At 62.6% G+C, this 18579-nt stretch carries 18 protein-coding genes; 6 read left to right on the top strand and 12 right to left on the bottom strand.

Features of this window, described 5'->3' with window-relative positions; all coding sequences use genetic code 11:
- Positions 1–152 precede the first annotated feature (152 nt).
- The 4 genes from B5M07_RS12840 to B5M07_RS12825 all read left to right on the top strand — a co-directional run bounded on the left by B5M07_RS12840 (position 153) and on the right by B5M07_RS12825 (position 5238).
- Positions 153–476, top strand: coding sequence for an RcnB family protein (locus B5M07_RS12840; protein ID WP_120351604.1), 324 nt, complete (start codon positions 153–155; stop codon positions 474–476).
- A gap of 241 nt (positions 477–717) precedes the next feature.
- Positions 718–1662 (top strand): helix-turn-helix domain-containing protein, encoded by a 945-nt coding sequence (locus B5M07_RS12835; protein WP_120351603.1) that lies wholly within the window; start codon positions 718–720, stop codon positions 1660–1662.
- 100 nt (positions 1663–1762) lie between these two features.
- Positions 1763–3181 carry an aldehyde dehydrogenase family protein gene (locus tag B5M07_RS12830; protein WP_254693928.1) on the top strand — a complete coding sequence of 473 codons (1419 nt, stop codon included), beginning with the start codon at positions 1763–1765 and terminating at the stop codon, positions 3179–3181.
- 74 nt (positions 3182–3255) lie between these two features.
- On the top strand, positions 3256–5238 hold the full coding sequence (locus B5M07_RS12825; protein WP_162931867.1) for a copper amine oxidase: 1983 nt from the start codon (positions 3256–3258) through the stop codon (positions 5236–5238).
- Between the two features lie 185 nt (positions 5239–5423).
- Here the strand turns inward: B5M07_RS12825 and B5M07_RS12820 are convergent, their stop codons facing one another.
- The 10 genes from B5M07_RS12820 to B5M07_RS12775 form a co-directional block, all read right to left on the bottom strand.
- A complete protein-coding gene (locus tag B5M07_RS12820; protein ID WP_120351602.1) occupies positions 5424–6278 on the bottom strand; it encodes a peptidylglycine monooxygenase in 855 nt (284 codons plus the stop codon).
- The gene (locus tag B5M07_RS12815; protein ID WP_120351601.1) at positions 6275–7480 is read right to left on the bottom strand and encodes an amidase family protein; all 1206 of its coding nucleotides are present in this window, start codon (positions 7478–7480) and stop codon (positions 6275–6277) included. Before B5M07_RS12815 ends, B5M07_RS12820 begins: the two co-directional genes overlap by 4 nt.
- A gap of 11 nt (positions 7481–7491) precedes the next feature.
- Positions 7492–8790, bottom strand: coding sequence for a TRAP transporter large permease (locus B5M07_RS12810; protein WP_120351600.1), 1299 nt, complete (start codon positions 8788–8790; stop codon positions 7492–7494).
- Positions 8791–8792: 2 nt separating this feature from the next.
- The gene (locus B5M07_RS12805; protein WP_067627084.1) at positions 8793–9302 is read right to left on the bottom strand and encodes a TRAP transporter small permease; all 510 of its coding nucleotides are present in this window, start codon (positions 9300–9302) and stop codon (positions 8793–8795) included.
- 93 nt (positions 9303–9395) lie between these two features.
- Positions 9396–10355, bottom strand: a complete 960-nt coding sequence (locus B5M07_RS12800; RefSeq protein ID WP_120351599.1) for a TRAP transporter substrate-binding protein — start codon at positions 10353–10355, stop codon at positions 9396–9398.
- A 69-nt stretch (positions 10356–10424) separates the two neighbouring features.
- On the bottom strand, positions 10425–11093 hold the full coding sequence (locus B5M07_RS12795) for a DUF4286 family protein (protein WP_120351598.1): 669 nt from the start codon (positions 11091–11093) through the stop codon (positions 10425–10427).
- Positions 11094–11278: 185 nt separating this feature from the next.
- Positions 11279–12157 carry a LysR family transcriptional regulator gene (locus tag B5M07_RS12790; RefSeq protein WP_162931866.1) on the bottom strand — a complete coding sequence of 293 codons (879 nt, stop codon included), beginning with the start codon at positions 12155–12157 and terminating at the stop codon, positions 11279–11281.
- A gap of 285 nt (positions 12158–12442) precedes the next feature.
- Positions 12443–12766, bottom strand: coding sequence for a hypothetical protein (locus B5M07_RS12785; protein ID WP_067941179.1), 324 nt, complete (start codon positions 12764–12766; stop codon positions 12443–12445).
- A complete protein-coding gene (gene ctaD, locus B5M07_RS12780) occupies positions 12763–15246 on the bottom strand; it encodes a cytochrome c oxidase subunit I (RefSeq protein ID WP_120351595.1) in 2484 nt (827 codons plus the stop codon). Before ctaD ends, B5M07_RS12785 begins: the two co-directional genes overlap by 4 nt.
- A complete protein-coding gene (locus B5M07_RS12775; protein ID WP_254693927.1) occupies positions 15243–15884 on the bottom strand; it encodes a cytochrome c oxidase subunit II in 642 nt (213 codons plus the stop codon). The genes ctaD and B5M07_RS12775 overlap by 4 nt, the downstream gene beginning before the upstream one ends.
- 45 nt (positions 15885–15929) lie before the next feature.
- On the opposite strand from B5M07_RS12775, the gene B5M07_RS12770 reads away from it, so the two are divergent.
- Positions 15930–16445 carry a DUF2231 domain-containing protein gene (locus tag B5M07_RS12770; protein ID WP_120351594.1) on the top strand — a complete coding sequence of 172 codons (516 nt, stop codon included), beginning with the start codon at positions 15930–15932 and terminating at the stop codon, positions 16443–16445.
- On the opposite strand, the gene B5M07_RS12765 is transcribed toward B5M07_RS12770, so the two are convergent.
- Together B5M07_RS12765 and B5M07_RS12760 are read right to left on the bottom strand one after the other, a co-directional pair.
- Positions 16415–16927 carry a CopD family protein gene (locus B5M07_RS12765; RefSeq protein ID WP_254693926.1) on the bottom strand — a complete coding sequence of 171 codons (513 nt, stop codon included), beginning with the start codon at positions 16925–16927 and terminating at the stop codon, positions 16415–16417. The two genes, B5M07_RS12770 and B5M07_RS12765, sit on opposite strands and share 31 nt — an antisense overlap.
- The gene (locus B5M07_RS12760) at positions 16924–17643 is read right to left on the bottom strand and encodes a cytochrome c oxidase assembly protein (protein WP_254693925.1); all 720 of its coding nucleotides are present in this window, start codon (positions 17641–17643) and stop codon (positions 16924–16926) included. Before B5M07_RS12760 ends, B5M07_RS12765 begins: the two co-directional genes overlap by 4 nt.
- Before the next feature lie 190 nt (positions 17644–17833).
- On the opposite strand from B5M07_RS12760, the gene B5M07_RS12755 reads away from it, so the two are divergent.
- Positions 17834–18574: a gluconate 2-dehydrogenase subunit 3 family protein gene (locus B5M07_RS12755; RefSeq protein ID WP_120351592.1), complete on the top strand. Its 741-nt coding sequence runs from the start codon at positions 17834–17836 to the stop codon at positions 18572–18574.
- Positions 18575–18579: the final 5 nt, after the last annotated feature.

Raw genomic sequence — 18579 nt, 5'->3', positions numbered from 1 at the left:
TTGCGTATCGGATGCTTTCCCCTGCGCAAATGCTGGGAGCGGCTACAAGGTCCACGGCTCTTGCATAGCTGACGGCGAAAAACTGCCCCGCGCCAGCGACGGGAATCTCTCTGGCAGACGTTAAATATGCGTAAGCAAAGAGGAGAGACCCAATGCAAAACCGGGTGAAAAAATGCGCGACTGTCGTGCTATTGGCAGCCACCACAGTGGCCTTCGTGCCGATGACGGCAATGGCCGACAGAGCGGAGTTTCAACACAGCCGAGTTGATCGCGGCGCCAAGGTGAAGGTGGTGAAACAGCAGCGCCATCGGCATGCGGTTGGCCAGCGTCTCCGCAAGCAGGATGTCGTCGTCGTCAAGAACTGGCGCGCCCGCGGCCTTTCGCGCCCGGGCCGGAATGAAGTCTATGTCGTCGATGGCAATGATATTTACCTTGCGGCCGCAGCGACGTTGTTGGTCAAGGCCCTCGTAAACTGAGATGCGCCCTCCGGGCAGGGGTTGATCCGCGATTGAGGGCCGGTGTTAGGCTGGAACGCGGGTCAAACCTTTCCCGGCGCGGCGGCCTGCAAGAACCGCCGGAAGGATGGCACCAGAACGGTTGCTCAGGTCCCGCCCACCGTCGACGGACCTGAGCTTTGCCGCGCTTGATGCATGCAAACGGATGGGTTAGCGTTTTTCGAGAGGCACCAACACGCCGGTTTCTAGGGGGCATGGGATCGTGAAAGCACTGAGCCGAATCTCGACAAGGTCCACGCCCATCGAAGTGCTACGCGACGATATTCTGCAAATCTGCGGTGCGTTCGAGGTGGAACCCGCGCGCCGCGATGGGCCATCTCATGGTCGGGCGCGCAAGCGGGGGATGGGCGGCTTTGAGGCCGCACTGGTCTCGCTCGACGCTCAGGAAGCAGCCCGGACACAGACCTGCATTCGGCGCGATCCGGGCGAATATTTCTTTATGCTGGTACAGGATGTCGGCGAATGCGTGGTGCATCAAAGCGGCGCATCCACCCTCTTGCGGCCCGGTGACATGTTCATCGTCGACGCGACGCGCCCATCGAAATTTGTTTATGACGGGCAGTTGGCGCATCAAATTTCAGTGCATCTTCCGCGGGATGAGATGATCGGCAGGTTCGGCGCTATCTGTGATGGCGGTGTGGCGATTGACCGCAATGATCCGCTGTGGCTGGCGCTGCGGGCAGTGCTCTACAAGATGTTGCACTGCCCGCCCGAGGCAGGGTTACAGTTAAGCGAGGCGTTCTATGGGCTGATGGGGGCCTATTTCCACGAGCGGCGCAGCCAGACCTTGGATGCACGCGGGCAGGTCATGGAGCGCGCTCTGCAACTCATGACCCGCCACTACCGCGACCCTCAGTTCGGGCCGAGCGCTTTGGCGCTGCATTTGGGCGTATCGCTGCGCAGCCTGCAACGCTATTTCGAACCCTTGGGCGAAACGCCGGGTCAACGTCTGCTGCACCTGCGTTTGACCCAAGCGCACGCCGAACTCTCTCGCCGCGGGGGCAAAGAGGTCTCTGTCACCGACTGCGCCTATGGCTGCGGCTTTAACGATCTGTCGCATTTCTACCGTGCGTTCCGGCAGCGTTACGGCATGACCCCCGGTGCCGTTGTCGCAGAAGTCCGCAACGGTGGCGCGATCGTCCAATAGCGCTGTCGCGTTATCCCAAGATGCCCATCCGATCCGCGCCTAACCTCTTACCCGAGGAGGCGTTTCGGCACGGTGCCGGAACGGGATGACGGAGGACATCATGAAAGACACCATCGATAGCATCGGCCTGATCGCGGGCGGTACGCGGGTTGAAACGGGCGCGCGTTTCCCCGTGGCCAATCCCGGCACGGGCGGCCAAGCAGGCACGGCGCCGGATGCCGGTCAGGCAGAATTAGACCGGGCGGTTGCTGCGGCGAAGGCGGCATTCCCAAGCTGGTCCGCTACCTCTGACGAAGAGCGCGCCGCCGCCTGCAATGCCGTGGCTGACACGCTCGAGGCGCATGCTGAGGAATTGGCGCAGTTGATTACTGCAGAACAGGGCAAACCCTTGGGTGGCATCGGTTCGCAATGGGAGTTGGGCGGCGCGGTCGCTTGGGCGCGCTATACCGCGAGCCTGTCGCTGCCGATGGAAGTGCTGCAAGACACACCCGAAGGCCGGGTCGAGATGTACCGCAAGCCGCTGGGCGTGGTGGGGTCGATCACCCCTTGGAACTTCCCCGTGCTGATCGCGGTCTGGCACATTTTGCCCGCGCTGCGCAGTGGCAATACGGTGGTCAGCAAACCGTCCCCGATGACACCGCTCGCGTCACTGCGCATGATTGAGTTGATGAACGAAATACTGCCAGCAGGCGTGGTTAATTCAGTGAGCGCCGCCGATGGTGCATTTAACATGGGCGCGGCCATGTCCGCGCATGAGGATATCGCCAAGATCGTCTTCACCGGCTCCTGCGGGACGGGCCAGAAGGTCATGCAATCCAGCGCCGAGACGATGAAGCGTCTGACCCTTGAGATGGGCGGCAATGACGCGGGCATCGTCCTGCCCGATGCCGATCCACAGGCGATTGCCGAAGGGCTGTTCTGGGGGGCGTTCATCAACAACGGTCAGACCTGCGCCGCGATGAAGCGGCTTTATGTCCACGACGATATCCACGATGCGGTCTGCGACGCGCTGGTCGCCTATGCACGCAACATCAAAGTGGGCGAAGGCACGCAGGAGGACAGCGTTCTTGGCCCCGTACAGAACCGGATGCAATTCGACAAACTCTCGCGTTTGGTGGCGCAGGCCAAAGAGCGCGGGCAGGTGCTGCTTGGCGGAGAGCCGGGCGAGGGGCTGTTCTACCCACCGACGATCATCGCCGGGATGCGCGCCGACGATCCGCTGGTCTACGAAGAGCAATTCGGCCCCGCGCTGCCGATCATTCGCTATAGTGATCTGGACGATGCGCTGGCGCAGGCCAATGCGCTGGACGTGGGCCTTGGTGGGTCTGTCTGGTCGTCAGACAAGGCGGCGGCCAAGGAGGTGGCGAAACGGATGGAATGCGGCTCGGTCTGGATCAACAGCCATGGCATGATCCAACCCAACGCGCCCTTCGGGGGCGTCAAGAAGTCAGGCTTCGGCGTCGAGTTCGGCGAAGAAGGGCTGAAAGAATACACCGACATTCAGGTAATTTTCGCCTGACGCTGGGAGGCGAGGGCGATCATTCGGTGTCCGCTATGGCGGGCACCTTCAAGAAAAACATGAAGGGAGACAGCATGTTACGTAAAACTCTACTCGGCGGGGCCGCGGCCTTTGCCCTGACCAGTGGGGCGTCATTCGCGCACCCGCTTGATGGTTTTTCCGGTGAGGAATACCAAAAGATCAATGAAATCCTGCGCGCAGGCGATCTGGCCGGGGATGACACGCTCTATCCGCTGATCGAGTTGATCGAGCCGCCCAAGGCTGATGTGCTGGCATGGAGCGAGGGCGACACGCTCGACCGCCGCGCGATGGTGCATATGTCCAACGCCGACAACAGCGGTTTTGTTGAAACCATCGTAAACCTGACCACTGGAGAGATCGAAAGCAGCGCCCCCACCGAAGGCCAGCCGATGATCCTTTTCAACGAGTTCGCCAATGCTATGACCGCCGCACTAGAGCATCCCGACATGATCGCGGGGCTGGAGAAACGCGGGCTGACGCCGGATCAGGTGTTCTGCCTGCCGCTCACTGCGGGCAACTTCTTCTCTGACGAAGACGACGGCACGCGCTTGATGAAAGTGCCTTGCTATGTTTCGCCCGAAGGGTCGAATTTCTATGCCAAGCCGATTGAGAACATCTATGCTGTGGTCGATCTGCAAAGCGGCAAGGCGCTGCGTGTGATCGACGAAGGCAACGTAGCGATCCCCGAGGACGGCTGGGGCTACACCGGCGAGGAGATTGAGGCCCGGACCCCACAACGCGCCGCGACCAATCCCGCCGTGCTGACCCAAGAGGGCGGGCCGAACTTCACCTATGCCAATGGCGCGCTGGAATGGGATATGTGGCGCATGCGCCTGCGGGTCGACAAACGCCCCGGTCCGGTGCTGTCGAACATCGACGTGAAGGATGGCGAGGAGTGGCGCACGCTGCTCTATCAAGCGCATCTGTCCGAAGTTTTTGTGCCCTATATGGACCCAAGCGCTGGGCTCTATTGGCGGACCTATATGGACAGTGGGGAGTACGGCTTTGGCCTGTTCCTGACCCCGCTGGTGGCCGGGATCGACTGCCCCTCTTACGCGACCTTCCTGCCAGCAATGATCGCGGGCGACGATGGCCAGCCGCTGGAGATCCCCGACGCGGTCTGCATATTTGAGCGCAACATCGGTGATCCGGCTTGGCGACACTTTGAGGTCTTTGCCCAAGGCCCCGACCAATACACCCCCGCCGAAGGTCGGCCCGAGACGGAACTGGTCGTGCGTACGGCGTCAGAGGTTGGCAATTACGACTATCTGATCGACTACCGTTTCAAGCAGAACGGCCAGATGGAGATCAAGATCGGTGCCACGGGTCTCGATGGTGTGAAAGGTGCCGATGCGACGTCGATGGATGATCCTTCGGCAGCGCGAGAAACGGAGTATGGCACGCTGATCGCGCCCAATCTGGTGGCGGCGAACCATGACCACTACTTTAACTTCCGGCTCGACTTCGACATCGACCAACCCAGCAACCGCTTCATGACGATGGACATCGTCCCCGCCGAAGTGGCCGAGGACAGCCCGCGCAGGTCCTTGTGGAAGGTTGAGCACAACATGCCCAGATCCGAGGCCGAGGCGACCTATCAGGTGTCTTCGTTCAAACCGCGCTACTTCATGCTGCAAAACCCCGACCGCAAAGGCCCGTTGGGGCACAAGCCGGGCTACATGATCCACCACGGCAGCGTCGCCTATGGGCCTTTCGACTTTGAGAACGACCCCCCGATGATCCGCAACGCCTATATCGAGAATTCGGTTTGGAACACGGTGCATGATCCTGAGGAACGATATGCGGGCGGTAAGTTTGCTTTGCAAAGCGACGGCTCAGACACGCTGGCGCAATGGGTCAAAGAAGACGCGCCATTACAGGATCAGGACATCGTGACGTGGTTCACGGCAGGCTTCCACCATGTGCCCCGCACCGAGGATTGGCCTGTGATGTCGACCGAATGGAAGACCGTGCATATCATGCCGCATAACTTCTTCCCGATGAACCCGGCGATCACGATCCGCGATCCTGAATAAGGACGCTTGAGAAAAGAGGGAGGCGAGAGGCACAAGGTCGCTCGCCTTTCTCAGCCGCAAGGTGAAGTTATTCCCTGCGCAGAAACAGCTCTACTAGAGCGCTGGCATCCAAGTCATGGCCAATACGGCGGGCAGCGCCGAAGAGCCGCCACTAGACCCTACCGCGCAAAACCCAACGTGGTATATCAACCTACCCTCGCATCGGGCACGGGGGTCAGCAGGGTCAGTCGATCTGGGTTCATTTCGGCGATCACGATGGTGCCATCGTCCTGCACAGCCAATCCGTGACCATAGGTTGAAAAAGTACGGCAGCGGCCAATCAGCTCACCATTCGGGGCATATGCCGACAGGCGCGGGGTTTGGTCAGTGACCAGCAAGACGCCTTGGGATGTCAACGCCAGCGCCATTGGTTTGTGCAGGCCTTTGATCTGACCCAGCCAGATGCCTTCGGGGTCAAATAACTGAACGCGGTTGTTTTCGCGGTCCACCACGCAGAGCCTGCCTTGGCTGTCGAACAACAGGCAGTGCGGGGTCGAAAACGCGCCCGCTTCGGTCCCGGGATGTCCAAAGGTTTTGAGGTGGCGCAGCGCCGGGTCAAAGATATGAACGGCGCTGTTGCCATATCCGTCAGCGACATAATAGCGTCCGTCCGGACCTTGGGTGCAATCGCAGGGATGATTGAAGGGCCGCCCCAAGCCGGGATGCTCTGCGCAGTCCATACGGGCGGTTTCTTGTAAGGTGTCATCAAGCAGCACGACCTTGTGGCCATCCATGTCCGTGGCGGCGACTTGGCTGGCGGAGGTCGCGCGCAGGCCATGGCCGCAAACGAACTGCGGCAGATCAGCGGTTTCGCCCAACATTGTGCCGTCCAGCCCGAGCATGACCAATTCAGGCGCTTGCCGTCTGAGGACCACGATCCTGTCGCCTATGACCGCGACATCGGAAATACCCGATAGCATGGGATCGCTGACATGGGTCACACGGTAGCGCTGGGCGCCCAAGGCCACATAGGCAGAGGGGCGCTTGGCCGTTTCGCTCAAAGCGCGCCCTGCAATGTTTCGGCCATATTGATCAACATCGCATCCCGTCCCGCAGACGCGGTCAGCATCAGCCCCGCGCCGGGGTGGCTGGTGATCGGCATGCTGACCGAACAGCCGTCTATTACATTCGCAAAGCTGGTGTTGCGCAGCGCCAGCAGATTGATGCGGTCATAGGTGGCATCCTCGCGCAGATCATCCAGCTTTGGCGGCATGATGGCCACGCTCGGCAGGGCGACCGGCGTGTCGCCAAACAGATGCGCCGCCCGTGCGATCAATGCTTCCCGCGCGGCTATCGTGCGGGCAAACTCGATCCCGGTGACACCATCCGCCCGCGCCATACGTGATGCCACACGCGGATCAAGCTCTGCGCGGGCGTCGTCGAAATGCGCCCCGTGATGGGCGCGGGATTCCACTGCCGAGAACTGCCAGACGGGCAGGGCGCGGTAGTCATCGAAGAAGTCGAGCGTTTGTCGACGTAGGCTCACGCCAGATGCCTGAAGCGCTTCGAGGGCGGCTTCGAAGGCTTGGGCAACCTCGGGGTCCAATTCGTCCATGCCGAAATTTTCCGGCACGATGACGGCACGCGGCGCGGCAGACGCGGCGAGCGGTTGGTCGCGTAGCACGTTCAAAACCGGGCGCAGCAGGCCGACTTCTCGGGTCAGCGCGCCGACACTATCAAGCGAATGGGAAAGCGGCACCGCCCCCGCGCGGGAGATCGTCTGTGCCGTGGCCTTGAACCCGAAGAGCCCGCAAAAGGCCGCCGGGATACGCGCAGAGCCGCCAGTGTCTGTCCCAAGCGCGATGTCTGCCACGCCGCGCGCCACGGCAGAGGCACCGCCCGAGGTCGAGCCGCCGGCGATACAGCCTTCTCTCAAGGGGGTGAGGGGGGTGCCGTAATGTGGGTTCAGGCCGAGGCCGGAATAGGCAAACTCGGTCATATTGGCGTGGCCGATCAGCCCGGCGCCTGCGCTGCGCAGCCGCGCGACCGCCGCGGCATCCTTGGTGGCGGGCGACGTGCCTTTGCGGACCAGCGACCCCGCGTGGGTGACTTGGCCCCGCACGTCGAACAGGTCTTTGACCGCCACGTTCAGCCCCGACAGTGGCCCTTCGCCTTCGACCGGATCATCGAAGGTCCGGGTGAAATCGGGCGCGGCAGCGCGGGCGCGGGCCGCGTCGAGGAGGGATTGAGAGGTGTGTGTCATCAAATCAGCCTTTAAATCGTTTGTTCCACAAGCCACGTCGCGATGCCGGGGAATGCCGTCAGCAGGATCACGGCCAGCACCAAGATCATGAAATAGGGGATGATCATGCGGGTAATCTCAAAGATCGATTTACCAGTCAGGCTCTGGATCACAAACAGATTGAACCCCAGCGGCGGCGTGATCTGCGCCATTTCGACGACGATGATCAGATAGATCCCAAACCACACCGGATCGATCCCCACGGCAGCCACGGCGGGCATCACAACCGAAGTCGTCAGCACAACGATGGAGATCCCGTCGAGGAAACAACCAAGGAGCACGAAGAACACGGTCAGCACGGCGATCAAACCCGCAGCGCTCAGCCCGCTGGCGGAAATGAGTTCGGCCAGTTGCCCGGGCAAGCCAGAGAAGCTCATCGCGGAGGTGAGAAAGGCCGCGCCAAGCAGGATCAGCCCGATCATCGCAGAGGTGCGGGTGGCCCCCAGAAGCGAGGCGACGAAGGTCTCGGCGTTCAGCGACCGGCCAAAAGCCGCGATGATCAGCGCCCCGGCCACACCGATGGCGGCGGCCTCGGTTGCGGTGGCCACACCGGCATAGATCGAGCCGATGACCCCGATGATCAAGCCCACCACCGGCAGCAACATGCGCAGGCGGCGCAGGCGCTCACCCAAGGGCATGCGGGGTTCGGGGTCTGGCACGCCATCGGGGTTCATCTTTGCCCAGATCGCGATATAGCCCGAAAACAGCGCCATGAGCATCAGCCCCGGCACCACGCCCGCTATGAACAAGCGGTTCACGGACACTTGGGCCGCGACGCCATAGACGATCATCACGATCGACGGCGGGATCAACAGGCCAAGCGTGCCCGATCCAGCCAAGGAACCGATGGCAAGCCGGTCGGCATAGCCGCGCGATTTCAGCTCTGGCAGGGAAATGCGGCCAACGGTTGCGGTGGTGGCAGCCGAAGACCCCGAGACCGCCGCAAAGATACCGCAGCCCACGACGTTGACATGCGCCAAGCCGCCGGGCAGCCGCCCGACCCATGGGGCCAGACCAGAAAACAGGTCTTCGGCCAGACGTGTGCGGTAAAGAATTTCGCCCATCCAGATGAACAGTGGCAGCGCCGTCAAAGTCCAGCTGGCGGAATGGGCCCACATGGTGGTGCCGAGGATCGCATCGACCGGCGTAGAGGTGAACATCAAGAAAATCACGACGCCCGAGGCCATCAGCGCCACGCCAACCCAGATGCCCAAGCCCAAAAGCACAAGCAAGGTCACGACCAGAACGGCCGATTGCAGAAAAATATCCATGATTATTCGCCCCGACCTTGTTCGTTTGTATCGTCGCTCTCGACTGGCAGCCCGAGGATCAGGCGCAGGGTGCGCTCGGCAAAGGCCAGTGCAAACAGCACCGACCCCAGCACCATCGCGGATTGCGGCCACCACAGCGGAACGGCCACCACGCCTTGGCTGACTTCATTGTAGGTCCAGCTTTCGTGGACATAGCCAAAGATCGCCCAAGCGACCCAACCCATCATCACGGCGGCAAAGGCCGCCGCCAGAATATCAGCGATATGACCCAGACGTTCCGGCATCAACTGCCGCAACGATGTGACGCGAATATGATCGCCCCGTATCAGCGTGGCCGGCAGGGCGAGGAAGATCGACGCACTCAGCCCCCATGCCGCGAAATCATCGGCTGACGGGATTTGGCTTCCCATCAGGCGCAGGCCAATCTGCGACAGGATCAAGACCGCGATCCCCAGCAAGGACAGCGCGGCCAAGGCTCCGCAAAAGTTGAAGAGATGGCGGGTCAGCATCATGGCGGAGGGCTCCGAATAAGGGGGCGGGGAGGGGGCGAATTCCCCGGTCTAGTAGAAAATGCCCGGGCAAACGACTGCCCGGGCCTGCTGAGATCAGTTCATCGCGTCGACGATTTTCTGACCTTCTTCGCCAGCCTGTTCCAGCCATTCCGCGCGCATCGTCGCGGCGATGGTTTCAAAGTCGCTGGCCAGCCCTTCGGGGGTCGGCAGGACGTTCATGCCATTGTCGGCCATTGTGTTGGTTGCTTCGCCAGTGGCTTCCTCGGCCATCTCAAAGCCACGGGTTTCCGCCAGTTCAGCCGCTTCTTGCAGCGCGGTTTTCACCTCGTCAGACAGGCCGTCGTAGGCGCCTTTGTTCACGATTACCATGTTCTTGGGCAGGAAGGCCTGAACGTCATAGTAATGCGACACGAAGTCCCATGCTTGGCTGTCGACACCTGTCGAGGGCGAGGTGATCATGCCGTTGATGACCCCGGTCGAGAAGGCTTGGCTGATCTCGGAAGTGGCGATGGTGGCGGGAACGGCGCCCAAAAGCTCGGCCAGACGCGCGGTCGAGGGGTTGTAGGCGCGGAACTTGACACCCTCGAAGGAGGCGGCGTCGGTGACTTCCTGGTTCATGTAAACGCCCTGCGGCGGCCAGGGGGCGGCAAACAACAGCACCAGACCATCTTCGGCCAGCTTTTCCTCGTAGATCGGGCGGGAAGCTTCCCAAAGAGCGCGGGCCTCGTCAAATGTCGTCGCCAAAAGCGGCACGGCATCGGCAGAGTAAACCGCGTCTTCGTTGCCAAGCGCCGAGATAAGGACTTCGCCGATGGGAACGATGCCGCGCTGCACGCCGCGCTTCAGTTCGGGGCGCTTGAGCAGAACCGAGTTCGACACAACGTCGATTTCCAGCGCGCCATCCGATAGGCGGGCCACGTCATCGGCGAAGGCGCGGATGTTCTGGGTCAGATAGTTGCCGTCGGGCGCGTCGGCCGACATTTTCCACGTTTCGGCATGGGCAAGACCGGCTGTCAGGGCTGCGATCGCGGTTCCGATAAGAAGGTGTTTCATGTGTGGTATCTCCTGTTGGGGTGGTTTGTTGTTCTTGCCCTGCCGTTTTGGCAGGACAGGGTGGTTCACTCAGTCTTCCAATGCGGGCAGGTCTTGCGCGTCCAATGACCACATCAGGCGGAAGGTTTCGGCCTCGCGCACCGCGCCGCCCAGCTTTTCGGTCAGTTGGCGCAGGGTCGCTTCGGCGATCGGCTCTGACGTCACATCCACCGCGATGCAAGGCGCCAGAACGCGCCCTTCGGTGTTTTCAGACGGCAGCGGGGTCGAAAGGGTTGCGTCGGGGATCATGTGATGCACGCGCAGCACACCCTCTTCGGCCATCAATTTACCAAGCACGTCGGCGACGGCGTCGCGATCCATGGCATCTGGCACCAGTTCGATCAGCACCAGCGCGCCGCCCCAGCCAAAGCCGCCCTCTTGCGCGACCTGCATCACCCGACGGCGGGTGTTGGACATGCGCCCGAAGTTGGTGATCGACCATTGGGTCTGTTTGGTAAAGGCTTTGCGGTAGGCTTCAGAGGTGAAATCGGCAAGGTTGCTGGCGCGGTAGAGCGCGAGGTAGCGCCGTGCCGAGCCCGATACCGCCCGATAGCGCCGCGCGCCGGTGAAGCCCGGAATGCGAACGCGCTCTTCCATATGTTCCCGGTCATACCACTGGTTAAAGTCAGCCTCATGATCGGGGTCGATATCGCTCCAGACGAAAAGCTGTGCCTGATCGGTTGTACGGATATTGCTCATTCTGCATCCTGATCCTTGGACAAAGCTTTCCCGTCACGTGGCGGGGCACGGCCCGTCTCCGTCGAGGTGCGGTCAAGCTCTGTCGATTGTTGTTGGGGCACACTTGCCGAGATGGGGTCCAACGACAAACGGGATTATTCAGGGGGGGGTGATAGGGTTTTCCGATCAGGCCAATTCAGGCCGTGTCAGGTCTGCCGCTGATGACGCTCCGCACAGGCCCGCGCAAGATCGGCAATTGCCTTGTAGGTGGCTACGTCGGAACTGCGCCGCCAGATGCAATAGAGGGGGAGCGGCGGCAGTTGCGCATCGACATCAAGCTCATAGATTCCCGGCCCGGCCAAATCGCAGGCCAGCGGCAGGGTCGCGATGCCCAGCCCGCGCTGCGTCAACCGAGCAATCGCAGCCATCGAGGTGATGCAATGCACGATCGAAGGCCGCAGGCCGCGATCGCTGAAAAGCGCAAGAACATTGGCGTGCGGGCGTGAATTGCGGGTGAAGGTGATCAGCGGGCTGGTAACGACATCGGCGAGGGACAGTTTCTCGTCGCGCATCCCCTCGGGGCCGAACCATCCCATGGCCAGCGGCGGCAAGTCCGCGCAAACGCAGGTTTGGTCGTGGCGGTCATCTGTCGTCAGCAACATATCCAGCGCGCCGCGTTCAAAGGCCGCGGCGATGTTCGGCGTGGGCTCGACCGTCAGTTCAAGCTCCAGCCGGGGGTAGCAGCGCGCCACTTCTTCGATCAGGTCACAAAGCCAAGTATGAACGACCGAAGACACCAACCCCAAACGCACCCGCCCCGCGGCAGTGGTGGGATCGGAGAGCGTGTTGCGCAAATTGCGCTCCGTCGTGAGCATCTCTTGCGCCTTGTCGAGGATCATCGCCCCGGCCACCGTGATCCGGGTGGCGTGGAATTCACGGTCAAACAGGTCCACCTGAAGGTCCGTCTCAAGTGAGGAAATCCGACTGGACACCGTCGCTTGGCTGACATTCAACTGCTCGGCTGCCGCCCGGAAGCTTCCCAAGTTGGCGACCGTGACGAAGGTTTCTAAAAAGCGCGTGTTCACCAAGAACCTCTCTTTCTCTGTTTCGGTCGCGAAGAACGAGAGTAGGTTAAGCTGGCGGTAAAGTCACCTGTTCTCAATGGGCTTTTGGCCCGGGAAAGCGGCAGCGGAGCGCCTGTAGCGAGCGCTGCGTTCGAACGGTCCGGCATGGTTGGCAGCGCAGCTACATTGTGTTTCGTCTGGATGGCCCCACTGAAGCCCATTAAGTTCGTCCGGGGAAAGGGGCACTTCGGACACTATCTGATTTGCCCAACGGAGCCGGGGTTGGCCCGCGCTGGTTGGCCCTCTCTAACCGCAGGTGGATGACACGACTATGGGGAAAGAAGTCCAGACCGTCGCGGTCAAGCCGGACAAGGCGGTTGCAAGATTTACCTTGCGGTAGAAATCCGTGGTCGGACCAAAAGACCATTTCCCCACTGTCAGCAATAGAAGCAGTTGCAACACAATCGCGGCAAGCCAGGCTATCAGCAGCGCCCAGCGAAAAAGTGACAAGCCGAGCCAGGCGACCTCCGGCCAGCCAAGGGCGCAGCCGAGGCCGTGCAGCCCGTAGATCGCGCTGAAACTGGCCAGCCAGACCAGCAACGGCAGGAGAATGCGCAGCAACTCTCTCACGCGATCATCCCCGGCAGATGCGCCGCAAGCAGGATCAGCACCGTGATCGCTGCCAGATAGTCGGACCAGAGCGCCACAATGGCGAAACCCGCCCGACGCTGAGGCGACGTGAAACCACGCCGGACCTGCAGGATCAGAAAGCCCTGCATCAGCCCGACGAGCAGTGCATGGGCCAGCCCATAGGCGCCGAGGATCAGGAGCGTTGCGGCATAGGCATGGCCGTCCGGGGGCGGCAGGCGCAGCAGCAGGGCCCCGAACACCACCGCCGTGGCAACCGTCGCCAGCAACGCCGGAGCAAGGGCGACCATAGGGGCGGTGCCCGCGCGGTTGCGGCGGGCGCTCAGGTGCTGGGCCAAGGCGGCGGCGAGCGCTGCACCGATGCCGAAGGCAAGCTCGACCCAAGAGGGGGCGAGCCATTGGGCTGGGGGCCAGCCGGGCGCGACGGTCCAGAGGAAAGCATAGCCGAAAAGGAGGGAGCCGAAGAAGGTCGCATTGGCCACCAGCAGGAAGGTCGAGCCCCACCAGCCCGGCGATCTGTCACCCTCACTTGCCAACGGCAATGTCGTGCCGCGTCCAACCTTTTGCGGACCTTGATCGCCGCGCGCGCTCAATTGCCAGACCCAGACCAGCGCCAAGGCCGCCACGCCGGCCAGTGCCAGCGGGGTGAGCCAAAAGAGCTTGAGCAGGATCGACAGGAAGAACCCGCCCGTCACCGCCGCCATTAGGATCGGCAGCCGTGTGTTGCCGGGATAGATGACCAGCGCTTCGGGGCGACCGCTGGCGGCATCGACCATCAAGGTCTCGCGTCGGGCCACCTCGGGCGCGCCGAGGTAACCTTCGCCCTTGGCCAACCGGTTGGCCAGATCTGGCGTGTCGTAAAGCGGGGCACGCGCGCCCACCATCGGCAGGCTGGCGAAGTTATAGGAGGCGGGTGGCGACATGCCGGCCCATTCCAAGGTACCGGCCCGCCACGGGTTGCGCGGGCCACGCACCGCGACGAAGCTGTGGATGATGATGTCGACCAGCACCATCGCAAGGCCGATCGCCATGACGAAACTGCTGACCGAAGAGATGAAGTTAATGACCCCCCAGCCAGTCTCGGCGTCATAGGTCTCGATCCGGCGGCGCTGGCCCAGCAGGCCGACCCAATGCATCGCCAGAAAGGTGCCGTGAAAGCCTAGGAAGATCAGCGCGAACGCCAGTTCGCCAAGCCGGAACAGCCGCTTGCGTCCGCTCACCAGCGGCAGCCAGTAGTAGATCCCCGCCAGCATCGGAAAGACGAAACCGCCGAACAGCACATAGTGCAGATGCGCAGTGATGAAGGCCGTGTCGTGGGCCTGCCAGTCAAAAGGCACCACGGCCACCATCACGCCGGTCAGCCCGCCGATGATGAAGGTGACAAAGAACCCGAGGATGTGCAGCATCGGCATGTGCAACTCGGGCCGCCCCTTCCACATGGTGCCGATCCAGGCAAAGACCTGCACCCCCGTCGGCACCGCCACCAGCGTCGAGGCGGCCGAGAAGAACGCCAGTCCCATATGCGGAATGCCGGTGGTGAACATATGGTGCACCCAAAGCCCGAAGCTGAGGAAAGCCAGCGCCAAAGCGCTCGCGACGATCCAGCCGTAGCCCAGCAGCGTCGTGCGCGCCATCACGGGGATCACGGTCGAGATCACCCCGGCGGCGGGCAGGAAAATGATATAGACCTCCGGGTGGCCGAACAGCCAGAACAGGTGCTGCCAAAGCAGGCTGTCGCCGCCCAGATCGGCTTGGAAGAACGGCAGGCCGAAGGCGCGCTCAACCTCAAGCAGCACCGAGCCGAGGATCAGCGGCGGAAATCCGGTAAGGATCATCAGCGAAGTGACCAGCGCGTACCAGGCAAATATCGGCATCTTGTCGAGCGACATGCCGGGCGCGCGGTATTTCAGGATCGAGACTGTGAATTCGACGGCGGCGCAGATCGCGGAGATCTCGACGAAAGTGATGCCGATCAGCCAGAAATCTGTGTTGATGCCGGGCGAATGCAACGGCCCCGTCAGCGGCGGATACATGAACCAGCCGCCATCGGGCGCGATGCCGAAGAACAGCGCCACCAGCAGCATCGCGCCGCCGAAGGCATAGCACCAGTAACCGTAAGCGGTGAGCCGCGGGAAGGCGAGGTCGCGGGTGCCCAGCATCTTGGGCAGCAGATAGATCGCCAGCCCCTCGAAGGCGGGAATGGCGAATAGGAACATCATGATCGTGCCATGCATGGTAAAGAACTGCGCAAAGGCACCGGCATCCACGAAAGCGGAATCGGGTGTCGCCAGTTGCGCGCGGATCAACATCGCCAACACACCACCGACGAGGAAGAAGAAGAAGGCAGTGACAAGAAACATCCGCCCGAGGTCGGAATGGTTCACGCTGCTGGTCCAGCCTTTCCAGCCCGGCTCCGAGGCCCAGATCGCCTCCAGCTTGCGGTGACGGCGCAGCGCGTTCATGGCGTCTCCTTCGCGGTAAAGGCGGCCCAGCCCGCCGGGTCATGGGCCTCAACCGAGAAGGTATGGCGGCTGTAGCCCTCGCCGTTGTACTCGGCGGTCAGGCCCTTGTAGGTGCCGGGGGCATCGGCCTCGATCCGCAGCACGTTGACATGACCGGGAATGGCGTCCAGCTTTCCAGCCAGACGCGGCACCCAAAAGCTGTGCACCACATCCCGGCTGGTGATCGCCACATCGACGGGCCGCCCGGCGGGGATGTGCAGCAGGTTCTCGGTGACATGGCCGGGGCGGTCGTCATAGGAAAAGCGCCAGGCCCATTGCCGGGCCTCGGCCTCGACCCGCACCACATCCGCCGCGGCGCGGGGCATCAGCCGCTCGCCGGTGACCAGACCATAGGCCAGCAGGGCCGCGAGGACCGCGATGGAGAAACATAGGCCCAAACCGATGATCCAGACCTTTTCATCCCGCGTGGCATTCTCCGCCTGCCGGGGTGTCCTGAAAGCGCCGATCACCAGTGCCGCCACCAGCGCGAGGATCAGCCCCGCGCCGATGAACATCACCCACCAGAGCGTCGCGATGGCGCGCGCCGCCGGGCCCGCCGGATCGACCACCGACAGATCGCCGCTGCAACCAATCAGCACACCGCACGTTGTCCCTGCAATCACCCCCCGAAGGAGCCTGCCCCGATGAGCGAGCAAAGCAATGAGACGGGCGAGGACCGGTTGATCGACCCGATCGCCTCTCAGCCCGGCTATGAAGAGACCGAGACCCGCATCGCGCTTGAGGGCCACCCGATCCACGCCATGAGCGTGGCCTTTCCCATCGCGCTGTCCTTCTGCTTGCTGGGGGCCGATCTGCTCTATTGGTGGACCGGCGATGCCTTTTGGGCGCGGGCGGCCCTCTGGGCGGCGGGGACGGCGTTCTTCTTTGGCGTGCTGGCGGGATTTTCCGGCGCTGCTGAACTCTTGCTGGTGAGCGGCATCCGCTCCCGCGCTGCCGCTTGGACCCATGCGATCATCGCCGTGACCTTGCTGTCGGTCTTGGGCGCAAATTGGGGCCACCGGCTCTATGGCTATGAGGCGGCGGTGCTGCCTTACGGCATCCTCCTGTCGGGGCTGGGCGCGGTGATGGTGGGGTTCACGGGTTGGCATGGGGGCAAATTGGTCTTTGATTATCGTTTGGGCACGTCGAAGGGCAATTGACCGCCCCGCGGTTCAAGCAGCCAGCCGGGCAGGGGGAAGTCCCAGAGGTCGGGCTTGCCTAAAACCAGCATGAGGATCGCGATGACGGGGAGGCCGACGGCAGTGATCGGCAGATAGGATCGGGGCAGGCGGTGTTTCTCTGGCTTCTCGGCCACCTGCACCACCAGATGCCCAATCCAAGCATGGGCGGCGGCAAGCGCCGCGACAAACAGCAGCTTGGCATAGAGCCAAGGGACGAAAGCCTCGCGAAAGAAGATCAGCCATGTGCCTGCCACCACCGCCACGACGGCAGCGGGGGTGACGAGGATGGCATAGGTCGTATGAGTGGCGCGGCGGATGCGACTGTATTCTGCCGCCGTGCCAGCGGGATCATGGCGCGACAGCATCAAGGGCAGGGCGAGCAGCCCGGCGCACCACAGGATGAGCGCGGCGATATGCACGCCTTTGAAGAGCGTGATGAGAACCGGGAACCAGCCGCTCACGCGCTGCCCGCCCGCAGGGTCGCCCATCCGCGCCGTGCCACGGCCCCGGCGACGACCGCATAGGGCAGTCCCGCGGGCACCCACATCAGGATGCCGCCAAGCTGCTGGTCGGCCAGCGGCGAGAAGCCCCAGTCCATGGGGGCAACGGCATGGGCGGCATAAAGAGCCTCGGGCGCGAAGGTCAGGATCGCCCCCAAAAGACCCATCTGGGCAAAACCGGCGATGAGCAGGGTCAGCGCCTCGACAGGTGTGCAGCCGGGGGAAAAGACAGCGCGCCAGAACCATAAGGCAGCGCCGAGCAGGCTAATCTGCATCAGCCAGTACACCCCGACATGCGAGAGCGCGAGGTCATAGGCCACCGGCAGATGCCAGCCCCAAAGCACCACGGTCGAGACCGCAAAGGCCGCCATCGCACCACCCGCCCGCCGCGAGGGCCATGCGCGGGCCAGCAGCGGCGCAGCCACGGCGACGAGCAGCACGTGATGCACCACCCGCGCCGAAAACAGAGCCGAGGAAAGCGCACAGAGGGGCGAGACGAAGGCCAGCACCAGAACGCCCACGGCAGCCAATCCGTGGCAGCTGCGCGCGCGCAGGACAACGAAGAAGAGCAGGGACAGAGCGGCGAGAAGGAGCGGATCGAAGTTCCAGCGAAACCAAAAATCCTCCGGCCCCGGTGCCGGTCCACAATAGGTTCGGATCCAAGCATCGCTGAGCAAGGTCTATTTTCCCTTCGGTCGTTCCTTAAGAGGAACGCTGCGCGCGGGCACATCGTTCCAAACGAATTGAGGCGCGGTTGGGTTTCCCCTCAGCCCGATCAATTTTCCTTGACCCGCGGTAAAAGCGATCCAGCTTCTACCACAGGGCGCATTACGCCCCGAGGCTACATGCATCACTTGGAGGGGTCACTTGTCTTTTCCGACGCGCCGCAAAATTCTGAAATCCCTGCTGTTCGGCGGCACCGCCATCGCCGCCCCTTCGGCTGTCTTCGGCGCGATCTATGGCCGGGGCGAGGGGATGCCTTGGGAGCCCCTGAAGGGCCAGCCGCCGTATTACGGCACCCAAGAGGATCGGTTCTTTACCCCCGATGAACGCGAGGCCGTCGCCGCGATCTGCGCGCGGCTGATCCCCTCGGATGGGGACGGGCCGGGGGCGGTTGAGGCTGATGTGATCACCTTCCTCGACCGGCAGATGGCGGGGTTCTATGGCCGTGGGCAGCATTGGTACATGAAGGGCCCCTTCCTCGAAGGCACGGCGACCCAAGGCTATCAAAGCGAGCACCCCCCGGCAGAGCTCTACCGCCACGCGCTTGCCGAACTTGACGCCTATTGCCGCGCACAGCAGGAAGCGGGTTTTGCCGCGCTGAGCGCGGCGCAACAGGACGAGATCCTCAAAGGTATGGACGACGAGGAAATCACCTTCGACCCGGTCTCGGCCAAGGCGTTCTTTGACCTGATCCTGAAAAACACCATCGAAGGCTATTTCGCCGATCCGATCTACGGCGGCAACCGGGACATGGTGGCGTGGCACTACGTCGGCTTCCCCGGCACCCGCTATGATTACCGCGATTTCGTGGGCCACAACGGCGCGCGCATTGATCTGCCGCCGGTCAGCCTAATGGGCCGTCCCGGCTGGAACAGCTCTGAATAAGACAC

Source organism: Sulfitobacter sp. D7 (genome assembly GCF_003611275.1).
GTDB lineage: Bacteria > Pseudomonadota > Alphaproteobacteria > Rhodobacterales > Rhodobacteraceae > Sulfitobacter > Sulfitobacter profundi.
The sequence above is the reverse complement of the archived record's forward strand: the minus strand, read 5'-3'. Positions and strand labels throughout refer to the sequence as shown.